Origin of the sequence: Parasediminibacterium schistidii, assembly GCF_046546515.1 — a bacterium.
GTDB lineage: Bacteria > Bacteroidota > Bacteroidia > Chitinophagales > Chitinophagaceae > Parasediminibacterium.
In genome coordinates, this window is the sequence record NZ_JBKHKJ010000038.1 from 1 (window position 1) to 18,768 (window position 18,768).

Below are 18,768 nucleotides of genomic sequence, written 5' to 3' on the forward strand. Positions count from 1 at the left end.
TGATTTAAGGGGAGTACTATAAACCCCGTCAATTTCAAGGCAGAACAAATCTAACTACATTCTCGAAGAACGAAACGAATGGCACACGCCACTGGCGATGCGCCAGCAAAACGAAATTTGACGTGGACTAGCTGAGGATTGGAAATCCCTGATATATCTGTAGGCCGAGATGTGCTGAGCTAACATTTTGCCCAGCTGACTCTAATATTCGTTAATTTATCTACATCCAATGGCTTCTCTAAAAACGCTACAATGTTTTTTTCTGTTTTAGCTTTTGAAATATCTGCCGGGTTGATACTGGAAGAAAGAATGAATATCTTGGTTTTTTCAATGTATTGAGGGTATCTCTTTTCAAAAGCTTCAAAAAACTCCCACCCATTCATCCCCGGCATATTCAAATCTAGTAATATTACTTCTGGTAAATTTGCAATTGGTTCTCCATTACTTTGAAATTTATTATAAAAATCAAGTGCTTCTTCCCCATTATAAGCTTCTAATAATTGCTCGCAAAAAAGTTCAGACTCTATTATATCTCTGTGTAAAAATTGAACTACTTTATCATCATCAATTGACAAAACTGTTTTAATCATCTATAATTATTTTTTAAACCTTATGGTAAATGTTGTTCCTACGTTTACCTCACTTTCTATCTCTATCGTACCACCTAAAGACGTTATTTGCGAATGTATTAAATAAAGACCCATTCCCTTGCCATCTGGATTGCTGTGAAAACGTTGATATAATCCAAAAACCCTGTTTTTCACTCTTTCCAAATCTATTCCTATTCCATTGTCTGCATAAACAAGCTTCACACCACCGTCCAATTCTATAGTTGTTTTGATAGTGATTAAAGGATGCCTTTCAGGATGCGCATATCTTAGGGAATTTGTTATTAAATTTAATAAAACACTTTCCATATAGGCACTACTAAATTGAACGGATTCAACCTCAGAAAAGTCGTCCTTTATAGTAGCCACCAAGTTGACTATTCTAAAATGAATGGAGGTAGTTACCTTGCCTAGAACCTCTTTAAAACTAACAGTTTCCCTTTCCCAATTGGTGTTTTCTTTTATTATCAGGATTTTTATTAAATCGTTCAAGGTATCATTCAAATAATGGGTGGATACCTTAAATGCTTCTATGAATTTTCGGGTACGTTCATCTTCTATTTTATCTGTTTTTATTAAGTTACAGATGGAGATAAGGTTGGTTAATGGTGCCCTTAAATTATGGGTGGTTATATAGCTGAATTGAGAAAGCTCTTTATTGCTTTTAATTAATTCTTGTAGTAACTTTTCTTTTTCTATTGCTGCCTCTTTTTCTTTAGTCACATCTCTTTCTACTGCTATCCAATGCGTAAACCAACCTTTTTCATTGGCAACTGGAACCATGTTAAAATTGTTCCAAAACTTTTCACCATTTTTCTTAGCGTTCGATACGGTTATCTCTACAGATTCCCAATTGTTCATTGCAACTCGCAATTTATCCAATTCTTTCGTGTCAGTTTCTTCATTTTGCAACATCCTTGGTGTCTTGCCAATAACTTCCTCAGGTGTATAGCCCGTCATTTTTGTAAAGGCAGGGTTTACAAACATTATTTTTGGTCCTGGTTGATTAAAAGGTTCTGCCTCTGTAATTAGAATACTATCCTTACTATTTGTAATCACAGATTCTAATAATTTAAGATGCCGTACACTCTCTTTTTCTGCAGTTATATCCCAATTTACACCAATCATGCGTTTTGGCTTGCCACCCTCCTCCCTTTCAACAATGCCTGTAGCTCCTATATAATGGATAGATGAATCGCTCCAAACAATCCTAAATTCGGAATTGTAATCTTTCTCATTCGTAATAGCTAATTGAATCTCGTTATCTATTTCTTTCCGGTCTTCCTCATGTAATCTTGATATCCATCCTTCATACACTGTATTAAATTCATTCTCAGATATCCCATATATCTTATACATCCCCTCATCCCATAAAAGGGTATCATTTTCTAAATCCCACTCCCAAATGCCTAATTGTGCGCTTTTTGTTGCCAAAAGCAAACGATTAGTAAGTTGTTTTTTTTCTGCTTCGATTTCTCTTTCTGCAGTAACATCCCAATTAACTCCTGTCATTTGTATAACGTTTCCATTATCATCATATTCAGTTATTCCTGTACCCTTTATATAATGAACAGATAAATCATCCCATATAATTCTGAATTCTGAACTATATTCTCTTTTTTTTTCTGCAATTGCACTTTGCATAACTTCATTAACTCTTTCTTTATCTTCTGGGTGCAACCTTGATAGCCATCCCTCGTAAACTGAGCCTAACTCCGATTCATTGATATCATAAATTTGGTACTGCCTTTTATCCCATACCATTTTGTCATTTTTCACATCCCAATACCAAATACCCATGGATGCACTTGAGGTTGCAAGCAGCAACCGATTTGTTTGGAGTTGCAAGAACTCATTTATTTGATTAATTTCTGCTTCTGCTTTTTTCTTTTCTGATATATCAGTTACAAATGAACAATTCAATTCCAATCCATTATACTCAAGAAAATTGGCTACTATTTCCACATCTATTACGTCTCCACCCTTTTTAACAATCTTATGCTGAAAGCTTACTGTACCCTCTTTTCTTAACCCTTCAAACCCTTCTGCTATGATGGTTGCATTTAATGTAGGGTCGATATTTATTTGATGAAGCATTGCAAACTCTTCTTTGGTATAACCAAGCATGGTGTAAGCTGCTTCATTAAAATCATAAATAGCCCCTTCCGGCGTTAATAGATAGATGGCAGTTGTGGCATTTTTAATAATGTAGTCTGATAGTTTTAGTCTTTCTACTGCCTTTTTCTTTTCAGATATATCATTGAACGTAACAAAAAGCAATTCAAAATCTTCAAAACTGATAAAACTTACATCGGCTTGTGCATACATCCTAACTCCATCTTTTTTCTTTAGTTTTAGTTCTGTAGATAACTCATTTGTTGCTCTATAAAACTCCCACCGCTCATTCCATTCTTGGTTAGTATATTTTTTTTGTACAAAGTCGTTGAGGGAAATTTTAGCATATTCGCTTTTGGTGTAACCCAGAAGTTCTGCTGCTTTTTTATTAAAATTATATATGCTTCCATCTTTGTTTATAAAATGCATCCCTACATTCGAGTTATCAAAAGCATATTTAGTAAGCCTTAGTTCTGCTTCTAGTTTTTTCTCTTCACTAATATCAAAAAAAGAAACAAAAACTAGTTCAATGCCATGATATTCAAATGCGTTGCTACTTGCCCTAACATCAACCAAAATATGGTCTTTCTTTTTTAATTTTCTTTCAAAAGTTAGACTATGCCCTGCTTTGATATCATCGAAACGCTTTTTCCAGCTCTCAGAAGTATAAGTTGTGGTAAAATCAATATTTGTCAGTTTCCCAAATTCTTCAAAACTATATTCAAGTAATTGGCAAATTGCATTGTTATAATTATAAATAGCTCCATCACGTGTCAAAAACAACATCGGTAATTTTGCTGTATTAAAAGAATGATCTACAAGCCTAAGCTTTTGTTCTGTTTCTTTCTTTTCTGTAATGTCTATATAGGTTGCACAGTTAATTTCAATGTCTTGATATTGAATAATTTTTGCCCTTACTTCTATGTCTATTTTACTGCCATCTTTTTTAGTTAGTACAACATAAAACATTTCACCAGGCTTTGCCTTTATTTCTTCCCATCGTTCAGCCCATCTTTGAGCATTAAATGCTGGGTTTAAATCTATAACATTTAAGTTTTTATATTCATCTTTGGTATAGCCAAGTAACTGGCAAGTGGCATCGTTAAAATCAAACAAGCCACCATCCTTATTTATAAAACTAATTGGTGTAGATGTGTTTCTGAAGGCAAAATCTACCAATTTTAATTGTTCATCCAATTTCTTTTTATCTGTAATGTCTAAATAAAAAATGCAGATGAGTTCTAGATTTCCGAACAATATAAAGTTCAATCTTGCCTCAATCTCTATTTTTGCCCCATCTTTTTTCTTTCTCTTTGCAACAAATGATTGCGATTTCTTTTCTTTCAGTTCTTTCCATTGGTTCTTCCAAGTTTTTTCGGTAAGCTCTGTCCAGTTATCAAATATGGTTGATTGGGCTAATTCATCAGTATCCTGATAGCCATACATTTTTGCTAGTGCTTCGTTTACTTTGTAGTAACTGCCATCTTCTTTTATGTAAGCTACCCCCCAAGCACCCTCATTTATTGCTTTTTCTTCTAATTTTCTTTTTTCTCTTACGCCTAACATGTAAACTACTTGTTTAGATAAGCCTTTCAAGGCTATCCGTTGTTCTTCTGATAGCTTATGTGGCTTGGTATCCACCACACAAAGGGCTCCAAGGGCAAAACCATCATCAGTTACCAATGGCACGCCAGCATAAAACACTATGCCCGGATCACCTGCTACATAGGGGTTATCACTAAACCTTTCATCAAGACGTGCATTCTCCGTTTCAAAAATTTCATTGGGCGTATTGATAGCGTGGGCGCAAAATGAAAACTCGCGGCCTCCATCGCCAATCTCTAATCCTAAACTAGACTTGACAAATACCCTATCTCTATCAATAATGCTTATTTGGCTAATGGGGGTTTGGCAAATAAGCGATGCCAAATAGGTTATATTATCGTACTCATCTTCAGGGATGGTATCCAACAAATCGAAACGTTCTAAGGCTTTAAGTCTTGCAGCCTCATTTTCTGGCAAAGCGGGTGTAATCATAATCAGCTACATATCTAAGAAAAAGAGCAATCATTATTTTATAAAATTACGAAAATTCAAGTAATAACTATAATACCTAATGTTTTAATACCTATACAAACCAGATTTATACCTATACAAACCAAAATACATTTTCAATATTCATTTTAATTTATAAATGTGGGGTACAGGCTTGTCTGAAAATTCAGTATTGAGCGTGTTTTTGTGAATTTCAAATACCATAATCTAGTAATAAAACTGTACAAGCACTTGATTGATCAGGGTAAACGCATCAAAATTCATTTTGCTCGAATCTTCGAGTTTGACACCAGTCCTGGCATAAGCCACCTTATTTTATCCGGTCAGCCGCAGGCTGATTGAAAAAAATGCGCAGCATATTTTTTTCAAAGGATAAAATAGAGTGGCGGTGCCTGGACGAAGCCCGCCGGCTATGAGGCAAAAGGACTGAAAAGAGGCATTTTTGAATAAAATAGGCAATTAGGAGCAGATTAAATTTTGATGCGTTTGCCCTGTTGATTGATAAAGCTGCAAATATATATTCAAGGGTTTCCCTCAAAAACCCCTTTAATAAGCGGTAATTTAAAGCAATTTAATTAGCTTTTTGGAATATTAAATTGACTTTATTTGAAAAAAAAATTTGTAACTCCTCAAGTTTCAATTGAGTAAAGAAAATAAAAATACTTTGTTTTTTTGCAATAAAGTACCCCGCTAGCGCACTAGGCTGAATAATTAGGGTTTGCTGACGCAGGGCGTGCCGCGTGTGCCTTCGCTTCGGTCTCCCCGTCCTTTCGGACGCAGGATAAATCTAACCGAAATGTAGGCTGGTAGTTGTTTGCAGGCAACCTGCCAAAATGAATTATTGCCTTTAGGCGTTGGATGGATTATCGTAGCGGAGTAACCACCCCACCCTTTGGGCACCCATCAAGAGGGAAATTTTACCCTTGTTGGTCTTCGCTCAGTATCCTATATGGGGGCATTTTTGGATGCTCATGGGGGCATATTTCCCCCATATAGGATTTTTATTTTGGGTTATATACCTATCCATGCCAAATTTACATTAAAGGAGCAACTAGGGGCATCTTTGCCTTGCCTCTTGCATCGGATGGTAGTTGGCTTGGGAAAATGATAATCCACCATCAAAATCTTAATAGTTTCTTATCAATAAATTATCAGTTTATTATCATAAAACTATCATTCCATAATCAATAAATTATTATAAAATTAACTTAAATTATCATAAAAAATGAGGCTAAAAAAAATATAAACAACTGAATATCAATGAGTTAAAGGAAAAAAGACAGTTTTTTAAAAAAAATAAAGCACGAAAAATGAAGAAAAACCGTTTCAAATCTTTTGCCCTTGTTGGTCTTTGCTCCATTCCTCGCCTTGTTGTGTCTCCTACCAACAACGAACCGATGGCAGAGTAGGTAGTTTTAAAACTGTAGAAACAAATTGATGTTTGAGTGGAGGCGCAACATCGGCGGAGATTGTGACGAGTGCATAGCTTTCTGCTGTTGTTGATAAACATAGAAAGAACTAAAATTGAAAGCAAATCATATCTAAATAGAGTAAAGTAGCCGCTTCTGAAAAAAGCCAAGGTCGGCAATAAGTGTACAGACTTAATTGTACATTCTTAGTAGTTTAAGCTGCTTTTTTCCATTTCTTACATCAATGTTATTTTATAACCACCTTAACTTTATACAGTATTTTGTTTGTCAACTACTTATTACATTCGGGGTATGAAAAAAATAGCATTGCTGGTAGGTTTGTTTATAGCCATAGCCCTTCATTTACAAGCCCAATTTTCTATCAGGCTAGTAGTAACAGATGTAGCTACAAAAAAGCAAGATGACATATATGTTAGCGGCACATTTAACAACTGGAACCCAAAAGACGAAAAATACAAGCTTAAGCCATTTGCTGGCGGCAGGAAAAGCATTGTTATAAAAGATGTTGCACCTGGCAATTATGCCTTCAAATTTACCCGAGGCAACTTTGACAAAGTAGAGTGCATGGCCGATGGCAGGGACATTAGCGACCGGGTGGCGGATGTTGCTGCCGATGTATCGCTGGAGTGCAACGTTGCTGGCTGGAAAGACGACTACCCTGAAAGGCCCAAACGCTACACCGCAAGCCCACAAGTAAAAATAATAGACACTGCCTTTGTTATGCCACAACTGGGCAGGACTCGCAGGATTTGGCTTTACCTGCCCAAGAGTTATAGCACCAGTACCAAAACCTATCCTGTTTTGTACATGCAGGACGGCCAAAACCTGTTTAATGAGCAAACAGCCGCTTATGGAGAGTGGGGCATAGACGAATGCCTAGACACGCTGGCAAAGCAAATGGGCAGGGAGTGCATTGTTGTGGGCATAGACCATGGGGGCGAAAAAAGGCTAAACGAATACAGCCCTTATGATTTTTCCACAAAAGGGGCATTGGCTACACAAGATACCAAAGGCGAAGGGGCAGCCTATACCGAGTTTTTGGTAAAAACCCTGAAACCATTTATTGACGGCAAATACAGGACAAAAAAAGGGCGTGAGTACACATACATAGCAGGAAGCAGCATGGGGGCTTTGGTAAGCGAGTATGCTATACTGAAATACCCAGAAGTTTTTGGGGCGGCGGGTATGTTTTCCCCAGCATTTTGGATAGCCCCCAATTTATACACAGAAGTAGAAAATGCTCCTGCTCCTCCCCTGCCAATACTGCCACGCTTTTATTTTTATGCTGGCGGCAAAGAAAGCAGTACTATGGTTAGCGATGTGGACAGGATGTATAACCTAATAAGTAAGAAAGACCAGCAGCATGAAATAGAAAGGAAGATAAATCCACTTGGCGAGCATAAAGAAAAATACTGGCAGCAAGCCTTCCCTGCATTTTATATATGGCTAATGAAAAAAGTAGATTAAACCTGGATTTAGCTCACGTTTACATATTACAAAAAAGCCCTTCTGTAATTCAAAAGGGCTTTTTAAATAAAGCATATTCAAAATGTAGGTAAACCGTTACATCATATTATTTGGTAGCAAATAAATGCACAAGTAATTGTACATCGCTAGATACCTTCCCAACGCCATAATTGATGCCAAAAGCAGTCCTGTCTAAAGAAAAAGCTGCTTCTGCAAAGAATTTTTTGTCATCTACCCCACGCACATTGGCTGTAAATTTAACAGGTGCAGTAACGCCTTTCAAAGTAAGAATGCCATCAATGTCGCATTTATTAGCAGACGTATATTTTACATTGGAAATAACATAAGTAGCTTCTGTTCCTTTGGAAAAATCAAAGAAGTCAGGGGATTTTAAATGCCCTTCCAATTTTTCGCCAGCAGCATCTGTAACTTTCAAAGAAGCAAGGTCAATAGTAAATTTGCCACCCGTAAGCTTGCCAGCTTCTATTGTTACCTGCCCGCTTTTTAGCAAAAAATAACCTGGGTGGTAGCCATCGGTTTTAGATCCAATAAATTCTACTTTGCTTGTGGTAGTGTTAGCCGTGAAGGTATCGCCTGGTTGTGGGGCAAAAGAATAAATACCTACTGTAGCTGCTACTAATGCAAGGCCTAACATAATTTTTTTCATAATTAACATGTTTAATTTTTAATTGTAATTTATAATCGGCTGTAAAATAACAAATTAAGTGTTGTAACATCTAATTTGTGCTTATTATTTCTTAACTCAACAATTTTACACACTGATTAAATGCTTTGCTTATTTTAATAATTAAAACCCTTGCTAGCTTAAAGGGTTTTCAAAAATTCACTGATGGTTTCTTGCAATTCTTGGCTAACAGGAGTTAAAGGCAATCTCAATATATTTTCTATAAGTCCCTGCTCGTGCATGAATGCCTTTACGCCAGCGGGGTTGTTTTCTTCAAACAATAAATCGTACCCTTTTAATAATTTGTAGTGTATAGCCCTGGCTGCTACAAAATCCCCTTTCAAGCAAAGTCTTACCATAGAAGAGAAATCTTTTGGGAATGTGTTGGCAGCAACGCTAATAACACCATCAAACCCACAAGCTATCTGTGGCAATATCAATGCGTCATCGCCACTTACCACTAAAAAATTGGCAGGCCTGTCTCGTATCAGCTCCATGCACTGCTGCATATCGTCTGTGGCTTCTTTTATACCGGCAATGTTTTCTACTTCGTTTGCAAGCCGTATAGAGGTGGAAGCCCTTAAATTACGCCCTGTCCTGCCGGGTACATTGTATAATAATAGTGGCTTAGGCGAAACTGCTGCCAATGCTTTAAAATGCTGATATAGCCCTTCCTGTGTAGGTTTGCTATAATATGGCGAAGTGCTCAAAATAGCAGTGGCTTTATCTAAAGGAAATGTTTCAAGGTCCTTAATAATACCAGCAGTATCGTTGCCGCCAACGCCCACCACCACGGGCACTCGATTTTTTACTTTTTCGTAGGTAAACTGGATAATATCCAGTCTTTCCTCCCTGGAAAGGGTGGGCGTTTCCCCAGTAGTTCCTAAGGTAACCAAAGATTCTACCCCGCCATCAATTACATAATTAATTGTTTTCTCGAGTGCATTAAAATCAACAGTAAGGTCTTTTTTAAAAGGTGTTATCAAGGCTACACCAGTGCCAGCTAAAATAGAACGGAGAGACATTATGAATTATGAATTATGAATTATGAATTATATTTTGTGCTTAAAATGTTTACTCAGCCGTTTCTGAATTAGCTGTGGCAGTGGCTGTTTCATCCCAAAAACCCATTTGTCCATATTTTTCAATGCGGTCATTAATACGTGTTTCAGGGTCTTTTCCCTTTATTTCAGTTAGGTTGGCAATAATTGTTTGTTTTAGCAGCTCTGCCGCCTCTGCATAATCCCAGTGGGCGCCGCCAATAGGCTCTGGTACTATTTCGTCAACCAAGCCAAACCCCTTCATGTCGATAGAGGTAAGCTTTAGCTGTTCAGCGGCAATTTCCTTTTTGTCAACGCTTCGCCACAAAATAGAACTACATCCTTCTGGTGAAATAACCGTGTACCATGTGTTTTCCATCATTAGCACTTTGTCGCCAACCCCAATGCCCAAAGCCCCCCCGCTGGCTCCTTCGCCAATAATAATACATATTACAGGCACTTTCAGGCGAATCATTTCAAAAATATTCCTGGCAATGGCTTCTCCTTGCCCTCTTTCCTCGCCCTCTAAGCCGGGATAGGCACCTGGGGTGTCTATAAAGGTAATAATTGGCTTGTTGAATTTCTCAGCCAGCTTCATTAGCCTCAACGCTTTCCTGTAGCCTTCTGGCTTTGCCATGCCAAAATTCCGCAATTGGCGCATCTTGGTATTGTTGCCCTTTTGCTGGCCAATAACCATCACCGTTTGTCCGTCCAGTTCTGCAAAGCCGCCTACCATTGCTTTGTCGTCGGCAAAATTCCTGTCGCCATGCAGCTCCACAAAATTTGTCATCATCTTGTCGATGTATTTTAGCATATACGGCCTGTCTGGGTGGCGGCTAAGTTGCACGCGCTGCCAAGGGGTAAGGTTCTCCGTTATTTCCCGGCGTTTGTCTACAATAGACGATTCCAGTTGTATTACGGTAGCACTGTAATCAATCTTCTGGTTTTTTTCGGCTAATTTCTTTGTTTGTTCAATCTGCTCGTATAAATCTTTAATGGGCTGTTCAAAATCTAAAAACTGTCTGTTGGGGTATTGTGGCATAAGGAATCAAAAAAATTTGAAGTGTAAAATTAGGGGATGAAATATTTTTTAAAATAAATTTGTTTAAGAAACAATTCCCCCCCATATTTGCACCCCGAAACAATAGCAACAAAGGTTGTAAAGTTTCAAAAAAGTTCTCTAGGATCGGTAGTTCAGTTGGTTAGAATGCCGCCCTGTCACGGCGGAGGTCGCGGGTTCGAGTCCCGTCCGGTCCGCTATTAGTTAGCAAAACAAGTCAAAAGCCTGTAAATTATAGTATTTACAGGCTTTTTTTATTTTCATGCACTAATATAGTTTCAGGTTTTTCCTTTCAAGCCACAGTTAAAAAAACATTTTGCGTCACTTCTTGTATAATCACAAGCGATTTCAATACCTTTATTGCAAATATGTAACTCTTTTTTTTTGCTGGCCCTATACCGCCTGAAAGGCATAACTGCTGGCTTCCAATATTTTTCTTAATGGACATAAAAAAGGGTCGCATAGAAATGCAACCCCGTTTTAAAATCCAATATCCTATGAAAAACCAAAACAAATATAATAATTTATGATCAAAAAGTTTAAAGGTTGTCGTTATTTGTTAGGAAAATGTTGGCAACAAAAAAGATATTAAGATTGACGTTACTATTTTCCAGCATATTTAACTATTGCAAACAAGGCTGAAATTGGGTTTTGCTTATTTTCAATAGTTGTATCAGTAATAAATCTGATGAAGGTAAAGCAATTAGCCCGGTCTAATATTTTAAACTGTCTGATGCTTTTAGCTTTACTTTCGCATTCTGGATGGCTCTTTCTGATCCATTATTATCTAGTCGCACTTTGAGACAGTACAAAAAAGTAAGATAAAATCAATTCATTCTCAATCAAGCTGCTATGTTATAATGGACAACTTTTGGAAAGTTACCAAATCAAGATTCGCCCTGCCAGTCCATCGCCTTTTCCAGCACTTGGTTGAAAAGCACTACCAGCACGTCAGGGGCAGGATTATTATATTTTGACTGGTATATTCTGGCGAATACATCAAAAGGGTTTAACTCATGTAGCTTGTCGCAAAGGGCTATAGCAGTTTCCCCGTCTACATTTCCCTTATTGTCAGGATATTTCACATCAATCTTTGTCAATCTTACATTTTTGCCCTCTATGGCCGCTTCTATTTTATGCCTTAAAGCTGGTTCAGGCCCATTCAGCAATACCCGTACTTCTAGGTAAGGGGCTAATAAAAGATTATCACCAACAGGGGGCAATTGCTGCAATTTGTTCAAAACTTCTGCCAATTGTTTTGAGCTTGAGGGCACACGAAGCAAGGGTATGGCCAATGGCACTTCAATTGATTGGATATGGGTTATCTCCTCGCCTATCACTTCAAAAGCTACCACTTGGTGTTTATAGTTTAGTTCAGAGAAAGACATCGGCAGCGGGCTGCCGGAATAGCGTACATTTTCCCGCCCGCCGATTCGCTGTGCTTTGTGTATATGACCCAAAGCGGTGTAAACGATGTTTTCATGGAAAGTGGTAACTGGCACAAACTCCACGCCGCCCATAATCAACCGCTCGTGGTTGTCATGGTCAGAAACCTCAGCATGCATAGCGTGCAAATGCCCCATAGCCAATATGGCTTGCCCAGCCTGCTTTTGAGTTAAGGTATATTCATATGCTTCCTGATACAATGCCATCACGCCATCAGTATATGGCGAAGTGCTATCTGCAACAGTAGGGTAATCGCCCATGCGCAAAAAAGGGATAGCCATTATCCATAAGCATATATTTCCTTGCTTGTCATGTATAGGGATACATAGTTTTTCATAGTTAAAACTGCCATCTGTATTTCTTTCTATTATGCCAATAATATGTATGTTGGAACTTTCCAGCAAAGGTTTTGGGGACTCTAACCTGCTGGCAGAGTCGTGGTTGCCAGCCGTAACGATGATTTGTAAGTGCGGTTGTGCTTTGAGGGCATTGTTCAAAAAAGTGTAAAACATTTTAACCGATGCGGCGGAAGGGTTGGCATTGTCAAAAACATCGCCGCTTACGAGTAATATATCTACTGACTGTTCTTTTATGGTAGCCACCAGCCAGTTTAAAAATTGCTGGTGCTCGTAGGCTCGGTCATATTCATGGAACAGTTGCCCTATATGCCAGTCGGCAGTGTGGAGTATTTTCATGGCAAATTTGGTTTTGCAATAATTTGCAAATCTATATTCTTTACATAGTCTATTTCATGCATGGAAAGAATACGAAAAGACATACAAGTGAATCCCTTAAAATGCGTTATCGACAAATCACCAAGGGTAATAATATCCATCCCAATTAACACATCGCAACCGCCACTCAATGCTTTTGGCCTGTTACAGTTACGCTTTCAATTTTTGCTCCATTTGGTAAAATAACATCAACAATATAAGTATTTTGAATTGTTATACCATTTGCGGTATGCACATGCGACATACCAGTAGCTATTAATCCCAATGCTCTTACTACATTATCAGTTATAACAGTGGCTGTAGCCCCTGTATCCCATATTGCCTTTACTTGAAAGCTGCTTTTTGTATTTGGCACACAAATATAAACCAATGTTATTAACTGGCTGCTAATCCCCACATTTGACTTAATGGTAAAGGCTAAAGGTTGCATGGAAAAAATATATATTAATCTCCTTTGATTAGATGGTTATTTGAAAATTACTTGCGAATGAAAAGTTTGGGTATGGCCCAATTCTCCAGGAAGGCAATGCTGTATAAGAAAAGTACCCAATTCATAAGTAGCAACGGCCTTGTTATAGGTTTCTTGTTTGCTTTCATACACACCAACTACTTCTTGGTTTTTAATCACAAGAAACTGGTCAGCATATTTTTTTACAAATTCTTCTTGGTGCTCTAAATAGTATTGAAATTCTTTTTCTAACATAGTTGGTATAAAATTAAGCAATTTTAACAACTAAATCCCCTTATCCCACAAATTTCAATCCTATGCTAATAATTGCATAAATACAAGTAGCAATAAAAATACCCCTTGCCGTTTCATCCCTGCCTGAATTAGTGTAAATGGTGAATATCGCCCCATCGGCAATCAAGGAAACGGTGATAACAGATGTGAAAAAGCTTTTGGCACTTACCAATACCTGCAAATACTCCCAAAAGCTGATACTGCTAAATTTCAAAAAATAAAATACAAGCAAGCCAAGCAATGGGGCCAGGAATCCAAGCACGAGGCCCAGTATCAAACTATCTTTCTTTAAAAACATGTTGAGTTGTACGTTTTGAGTTGTACGTTGTAAGTTATACGTTGTACGTTTTTAGGTTATAAAAAAAAGTTATAAACTCCAGGAACTTTCTAATTTCTTTTTTAGTTCATAGTTGGTAAGGTCAAACTGCACGGGTACTAGGCTTACATAGTCGTTTGCCAATGCCCAAACATCGGTGTCGGTGCCTTCATCAAAGTTTACAAACTCGCCAGTAAGCCAGTAATAATCCTTGCCATGCGGGTCTTTGCGTTCCAAAAAGTCTTCTTCGTATTTGGCATAAGCCTGGCGGCATATTTTAATACCTTTTATCAAATCAGGTGGCAAAGCCGGGAAGTTTACATTCAACAGCAAATGCTTGTCAAGCTTAGTTGTAAGCATCATCCCAGCAATCTTCCTGATATATATTTTAGCAGCTGTAAAATCGGCCTCCATGCTATAATCCAGTATAGAAAACCCAGCCGATGGTATGCTTTCAATAGCTGCTTCCATGGCAGCACTCATAGTGCCACTATAAATAACGTTGATGCTATGGTTTGCCCCATGGTTTATGCCGCTAAGGCAAATATCTGGCTTGCGGTGCAGTATTTTGTCCACTGCCAGCTTCACGCAATCTACAGGCGTACCAGTACATGTATAAGCTTCTACACCGGGGATAATAAAGCTTTTTTGCAACCTTAAAGGGTGCCCAATGGTAATGGCATGCCCCATGCCGCTCTGTGGTTTGTCTGGTGCTACCACCACCACCCTGCCAAGGCCTTCTACTGCTTCTACCAATGCTTTGATACCTGGGGCCGCAATGCTATCGTCATTTGTTATGAGTATAATTGGCCCTTCTTTTTCCATTTCTTCATTTGCCATAAGTAACGCAAGATAAGAAGATAGTTATTTTTAGTTATAAACTTTTTTTTTCAGCCACTAAGGCTCGAAGGCACAAAGATGCACGCAGGGGGAAGGGCAGTGAATTCTTGTATTTTTGGGTTTGAAGGAACGGACAAGTTGGGCTTAGTTATTTTTTAATATATAATCCAATGATCATTAAAGCAAGGGCTACGAACAAACCAATAAACCATTTAAGAAGCAGTTCCGATTTGTTTTGTTCCATTTTGATTTCCAACCTTAACATGTCTTCTTTTAATTCACTTTTATAATTATGGGATTCGTTTTTTGCTTCACTCACAGCAATTTCCTGAATGGCTTGGGCAAACTCCATTGCTTTTTTGTCAGACAAATGAAAGTCTGTTTTTAATAAATCGTATAGCTTAATATTTACAGCACCCATACGCTAATGAAATTTTATATTATAAATATAGTAATTATGTTATTAAAAACCAACCTGCAACATGCTATAAAACCTGGTATACTCATTTTTTGCAATAAATACCCACCCCTCACTAGTATGTTTACCCCTATATTCACTTCTTGTATAAAAAACCTTTTTCTTCTTCCTTTGTATCACTTTGGACCTTCTTGCCTTTATGGCAATAAATCCTATATTTAGCCCTTAAAGCAACTTTATGCAGCAATTTTCCATAGCAATACACGGCGGGGCAGGCACTATATTAAAAGTAGATATGACACCTGCTTTGGAGGCAGCGTATTTGCAAGGCTTGCAAGATGCCTTGGATGCAGGCTATGCCGTTCTTGAACAGGAAGGCAGTGCCGTGAATGCGGTGAAAGCTGCAACCGTGATATTGGAAGACAATATATTGTTCAATGCAGGCCGTGGCAGCGTGTTTACCAAAAAGGGCGTGCAGGAAATGGATGCAGCCATCATGGATGGCAGCGACTTGAGCGCAGGGGCTGTTGCAGGTGTTCGCAATGTGCGCAACCCCATAGAACTAGCCATGGAAGTGATGCACAACAGCAACCATGTGTTCCTTTGCGGCAAAGGTGCCAATGACTTTGCCATTAAGCAGGGCATTAAACTTGAACCGGAAGAGTACTTCTACTCACAGTTCCGGTACGACCAATGGAAGGCGGTGAGGGACAGCGATGGTTATTCACTGGACCATACCAACCACCAGATAGAAGAGTTGATGAAAGACAAAAAATTTGGAACGGTAGGGGCCGTGGCCTGCGACAGCAAGGGTAATATAGCTGCCGCCACCAGCACAGGGGGCATGACCAATAAAAAATATGGCCGAGTTGGCGATAGCCCTATTATAGGTTCTGGCACTTATGCCAACAACCATACCTGTGCCATTAGTTGCACAGGGCATGGTGAGCTGTTCATCCGCAGCGTGGCAGCGTATGACGTAAGTTGCCTGATGGAGTACAAAGGCATGAGCCTGCAGGAAGCCATGGACGAAGTAGTAAACAAAAAATTAATGCTTATTGGCGGGGAGGGCGGCATGATTGGCATAGATGCTCACGGCAACTACGCCTTGGTCTTTAACAGTGCTGGCATGTACAGGGCAGCCCGGAAAAGCGATGGCACCCACGAAGTGAGTATTTATAAATAGCAACTCGACACCCAAAACCTTTTTTTCTGTTATTACACACAATATTGATATTCCTTTTTAAAATTCATTATTTTACACCCCATTCAAAGTTTACTGTACATTGCTGTATTTATTAATCCTGAACAATGCTGCTGTTCAGATATACGAATGCTTTAATCCAGATAAACTACCCTAACCCAATAAAACAATGCCAATGAAAGGATTACCGATTCAAAATATCCCTGAGAACATATTAAAGTACTACCAAAAACTGGAGGATGAGTACAACCGCAACCTGCAAGTGTACCAATCACTGTTTTATCAAAACCCTGAAGGCGTTTTTTCGCTTGACCTAGACGGCAAATTTACTGGCGCAAACGAGACAATTGCTACTAGAAGCGAATGCGACCAGGCAACGTTATTAAAAATGTCTTTTTCAGATTTTGTACAGCCCGATTACTTATCACGGGCACTTGCCCATTTTGAAGAAGCCAAGAAAGGAAAAATTGAAAGGTTTGAATTGAAAACAATTACTGCCAAAGGCAATGTGCTAGACATATCCGTAAAAAGCATGCCTATATATGTTGACAATGCCATAGTAGGCATTTATTGCATCGTTACCAATATCACCAATAAACTGAAAAAGGACAAGGAAATAAAAGAGGCAATTGAAAACTTAGAAAAAGCCAATATTGAGAAAAATAATATTTTAGAAAGTATTACCGAAGGCTTTTTTGCCATTGACAGCAACTGGAAGTTTTTGTACTGCAACAAAGTGGTGGAACGCATCCTGCGTATGGAGCACAAAAAAATTATTGGGCAATATTTCTGGGACTTGATAGACATGGGCAATGCCCCAATGCTGCTGGAAGAGTTTAGGAAAGCACTGGCACAGAAAACACGGGTAAACTTTGAAATGTATTACAAGCCATTTAATATGTGGTTGGAAGTTACAGCTTACCCTACCGACAATGGCCTGTCGAGCATTATAAAAGTTATTAATGAAGAAAAAAGGATAGAGCAACTATTCACGCTGGAAAAAGAGGCATTGGAACTAAATGCCAGCATAGACAATACAGCCGATACTGCCATTGAATATTTGATAGAGGGCTTACAAAAAATTCACCCCGATATGATTTGCAGTTTGTTGCATGTTAAAAACGGCTTATTGCACAATTGGCACGCACCTGATATACCTGCCGATTACCTTCAATTGATAGAAGGCACCCCTATTGGCATTAACCAAGGATCCTGTGGCACTTCGGCCTATTTAAAAGAGCGGGTAATTGTAGATGACATCGAAAATAATATTTTATGGGACAAATATAAAAACCTAGCACTACGCTTTGGTTTTAAAGCCTGTTGGTCAATACCACTTTTAGACAAGGGCAAATCTGCATTTGCAACTTTTAGTACCTATTTCAAAACAACCCGAATACCCACTGGGCCGGAGATGAACAGTTTTGAACGGATAGGCGACTTGCTTACAACCATTATAATTAATAAAAAAGCCGAGCAGGAGATATTGCTAAGCAAAGAGCGGTACGATATAGTAGCAAAGGCCACCAACGATGCGATTTGGGATTGCGATTTAAAAACACGAAGCGTTATTTGGAACAACGGCATCAGCTCTATTTTTGGATATAACCCTAGCGAGGTAGCCTATACAACAGAATGGGCACTAAGGCACATTCATATCGAAGATAGGCGTAGGGTAATTGACAAAATAACCTTTCAATTACAACAAAAAGAGAATACATTCAGTGATGAATTCAGGTGCCTTTGTGCAGATGGCAGTTATAAATACGTGCAAAACAAAGCATTTGTAATGAACGACCCCAAAACAGGCAAAGCTATCAGGATTATTGGGGCATTGCAAGACGTTACCATTCAAAAACAAACTGAGTTGAAACTATTGGAACTAAACGAGGCACTAAAGCTACGGGCAGACCAATTGGCTGTTTCCAACACAGAACTTGAGCGTTTTGCTTATGTAGCATCGCACGATTTGCAGGAGCCATTGCGTACCATTACCAGTTTCCTGCAATTGTTCAAGAAAAAATATGCTGGAAAAATTGACGAGACAGCCGATAATTATATCACTTTTGCCGTGGAAGGTGCAGACAGGATGAAGCAACTAATAATGGACATGTTGGAATACTCCAGGGTAAATACACAATTGAAGCTGAACGAAGAGGTAGATATGCACCAGGTAGTACGTGAAGTATTATTTAATTTTTCTGGCAAGATAAAGCTAAGCGGTGCTGTAATAGATGTTGCCGATAATTTGCCCATTATACATGCAGTAAAAACGCAAATGATGCAAATTTTTCAAAACCTAATCAGCAACGCCATAAAATACCAGAAAGTAGCAGTGCCACCTCATATCGTAATTGACGCAATTGAAAAAGAACAAGAATGGGAATTTTCTGTAAAAGACGATGGGATAGGCATAGACCCAAAGTTTTTTGATAAAATTTTCGTTATCTTCCAAAGGCTTCATAGCAAAACGCAGTATGCTGGCACTGGTATTGGCTTGGCTATTTGTAAAAAAATTGTTGAAAAACACCGTGGCCGCCTATGGGTAACATCCATCCCCCAAGAAGGTAGTACCTTTTATTTTACAATCCCTAAAAAGTAGCATTAT

Annotated in this window: 14 protein-coding genes and 1 tRNA gene; 4 read left to right on the top strand and 11 right to left on the bottom strand. The window is 38.5% G+C overall.

The window, feature by feature from the left end:
* Nucleotides 1-179: 179 nt before the first annotated feature.
* Complete coding sequence (locus ACHFIY_RS17050; protein ID WP_410847328.1) at nucleotides 180-590, bottom strand: response regulator; 411 nt, start codon at nucleotides 588-590, stop codon at nucleotides 180-182.
* A 6-nt stretch (nucleotides 591-596) separates the two neighbouring features.
* Nucleotides 597-4,760 carry a PAS domain S-box protein gene (locus ACHFIY_RS17055; protein WP_410847329.1) on the bottom strand — a complete coding sequence of 1,388 codons (4,164 nt, stop codon included), beginning with the start codon at nucleotides 4,758-4,760 and terminating at the stop codon, nucleotides 597-599.
* Between the two features lie 1,739 nt (nucleotides 4,761-6,499).
* Between ACHFIY_RS17055 and ACHFIY_RS17060 the strand changes: the two genes are divergently transcribed.
* A complete protein-coding gene (locus ACHFIY_RS17060) occupies nucleotides 6,500-7,675 on the top strand; it encodes an alpha/beta hydrolase (protein WP_410847330.1) in 1,176 nt (391 codons plus the stop codon).
* 106 nt (nucleotides 7,676-7,781) lie between these two features.
* Here the strand turns inward: ACHFIY_RS17060 and ACHFIY_RS17065 are convergent, their stop codons facing one another.
* From ACHFIY_RS17065 to ACHFIY_RS17075, 3 genes are all read right to left on the bottom strand, one after another.
* Nucleotides 7,782-8,342 carry a YceI family protein gene (locus ACHFIY_RS17065; RefSeq protein WP_410847331.1) on the bottom strand — a complete coding sequence of 187 codons (561 nt, stop codon included), beginning with the start codon at nucleotides 8,340-8,342 and terminating at the stop codon, nucleotides 7,782-7,784.
* A gap of 158 nt (nucleotides 8,343-8,500) precedes the next feature.
* Nucleotides 8,501-9,385 carry a 4-hydroxy-tetrahydrodipicolinate synthase gene (dapA, locus tag ACHFIY_RS17070; RefSeq protein WP_410847332.1) on the bottom strand — a complete coding sequence of 295 codons (885 nt, stop codon included), beginning with the start codon at nucleotides 9,383-9,385 and terminating at the stop codon, nucleotides 8,501-8,503.
* Between the two features lie 49 nt (nucleotides 9,386-9,434).
* Nucleotides 9,435-10,442 carry an acetyl-CoA carboxylase carboxyltransferase subunit alpha gene (locus ACHFIY_RS17075; protein ID WP_410847333.1) on the bottom strand — a complete coding sequence of 336 codons (1,008 nt, stop codon included), beginning with the start codon at nucleotides 10,440-10,442 and terminating at the stop codon, nucleotides 9,435-9,437.
* Between the two features lie 141 nt (nucleotides 10,443-10,583).
* Here ACHFIY_RS17075 and ACHFIY_RS17080 point away from each other — a divergent pair.
* A tRNA-Asp gene (locus ACHFIY_RS17080) sits at nucleotides 10,584-10,657 on the top strand.
* A 690-nt stretch (nucleotides 10,658-11,347) separates the two neighbouring features.
* Here ACHFIY_RS17080 and ACHFIY_RS17085 read toward each other — a convergent pair.
* From ACHFIY_RS17085 to ACHFIY_RS17110, 6 genes are all read right to left on the bottom strand, one after another.
* Nucleotides 11,348-12,601 carry an exonuclease SbcCD subunit D C-terminal domain-containing protein gene (locus ACHFIY_RS17085; protein ID WP_410847334.1) on the bottom strand — a complete coding sequence of 418 codons (1,254 nt, stop codon included), beginning with the start codon at nucleotides 12,599-12,601 and terminating at the stop codon, nucleotides 11,348-11,350.
* Nucleotides 12,602-12,767: 166 nt separating this feature from the next.
* Nucleotides 12,768-13,070 (bottom strand): retroviral-like aspartic protease family protein, encoded by a 303-nt coding sequence (locus ACHFIY_RS17090; protein ID WP_410847335.1) that lies wholly within the window; start codon nucleotides 13,068-13,070, stop codon nucleotides 12,768-12,770.
* 36 nt (nucleotides 13,071-13,106) lie between these two features.
* A complete protein-coding gene (locus tag ACHFIY_RS17095) occupies nucleotides 13,107-13,343 on the bottom strand; it encodes a DUF5678 domain-containing protein (protein ID WP_410847336.1) in 237 nt (78 codons plus the stop codon).
* Between the two features lie 40 nt (nucleotides 13,344-13,383).
* Complete coding sequence (locus tag ACHFIY_RS17100; protein WP_410847337.1) at nucleotides 13,384-13,680, bottom strand: hypothetical protein; 297 nt, start codon at nucleotides 13,678-13,680, stop codon at nucleotides 13,384-13,386.
* A gap of 69 nt (nucleotides 13,681-13,749) precedes the next feature.
* Nucleotides 13,750-14,538, bottom strand: a complete 789-nt coding sequence (gene surE / locus ACHFIY_RS17105; RefSeq protein ID WP_410847338.1) for a 5'/3'-nucleotidase SurE — start codon at nucleotides 14,536-14,538, stop codon at nucleotides 13,750-13,752.
* Nucleotides 14,539-14,686: 148 nt separating this feature from the next.
* Nucleotides 14,687-14,959: a hypothetical protein gene (locus tag ACHFIY_RS17110; protein ID WP_410847339.1), complete on the bottom strand. Its 273-nt coding sequence runs from the start codon at nucleotides 14,957-14,959 to the stop codon at nucleotides 14,687-14,689.
* A gap of 235 nt (nucleotides 14,960-15,194) precedes the next feature.
* Here ACHFIY_RS17110 and ACHFIY_RS17115 point away from each other — a divergent pair, with 235 nt between their 5' ends.
* Together ACHFIY_RS17115 and ACHFIY_RS17120 are read left to right on the top strand one after the other, a co-directional pair.
* Entirely contained in the window at nucleotides 15,195-16,142 is a 948-nt protein-coding gene (locus tag ACHFIY_RS17115) for an isoaspartyl peptidase/L-asparaginase family protein (protein WP_410847340.1), read from the top strand.
* A gap of 193 nt (nucleotides 16,143-16,335) precedes the next feature.
* Nucleotides 16,336-18,762, top strand: coding sequence for a PAS domain S-box protein (locus ACHFIY_RS17120; RefSeq protein WP_410847341.1), 2,427 nt, complete (start codon nucleotides 16,336-16,338; stop codon nucleotides 18,760-18,762).
* The last annotated feature ends 6 nt before the right edge of the window (nucleotides 18,763-18,768 follow it).

Coding starts and splice junctions, on each gene's coding strand:
- ACHFIY_RS17110 (WP_410847339.1), bottom strand. CDS start 14,959: ATGGGTGCTGTAAATATTAAGCTATACGATTTATTAAAAACAGACTTT.
- ACHFIY_RS17100 (WP_410847337.1), bottom strand. CDS start 13,680: ATGTTTTTAAAGAAAGATAGTTTGATACTGGGCCTCGTGCTTGGATTC.
- ACHFIY_RS17065 (WP_410847331.1), bottom strand. CDS start 8,342: ATGAAAAAAATTATGTTAGGCCTTGCATTAGTAGCAGCTACAGTAGGT.
- surE (WP_410847338.1), bottom strand. CDS start 14,538: ATGGCAAATGAAGAAATGGAAAAAGAAGGGCCAATTATACTCATAACA.
- ACHFIY_RS17060 (WP_410847330.1), top strand. CDS start 6,500: ATGAAAAAAATAGCATTGCTGGTAGGTTTGTTTATAGCCATAGCCCTT.
- ACHFIY_RS17115 (WP_410847340.1), top strand. CDS start 15,195: ATGCAGCAATTTTCCATAGCAATACACGGCGGGGCAGGCACTATATTA.
- ACHFIY_RS17090 (WP_410847335.1), bottom strand. CDS start 13,070: ATGCAACCTTTAGCCTTTACCATTAAGTCAAATGTGGGGATTAGCAGC.
- ACHFIY_RS17050 (WP_410847328.1), bottom strand. CDS start 590: ATGATTAAAACAGTTTTGTCAATTGATGATGATAAAGTAGTTCAATTT.
- ACHFIY_RS17055 (WP_410847329.1), bottom strand. CDS start 4,760: ATGATTACACCCGCTTTGCCAGAAAATGAGGCTGCAAGACTTAAAGCC.
- dapA (WP_410847332.1), bottom strand. CDS start 9,385: ATGTCTCTCCGTTCTATTTTAGCTGGCACTGGTGTAGCCTTGATAACA.
- ACHFIY_RS17085 (WP_410847334.1), bottom strand. CDS start 12,601: ATGAAAATACTCCACACTGCCGACTGGCATATAGGGCAACTGTTCCAT.
- ACHFIY_RS17095 (WP_410847336.1), bottom strand. CDS start 13,343: ATGTTAGAAAAAGAATTTCAATACTATTTAGAGCACCAAGAAGAATTT.
- ACHFIY_RS17075 (WP_410847333.1), bottom strand. CDS start 10,442: ATGCCACAATACCCCAACAGACAGTTTTTAGATTTTGAACAGCCCATT.
- ACHFIY_RS17120 (WP_410847341.1), top strand. CDS start 16,336: ATGAAAGGATTACCGATTCAAAATATCCCTGAGAACATATTAAAGTAC.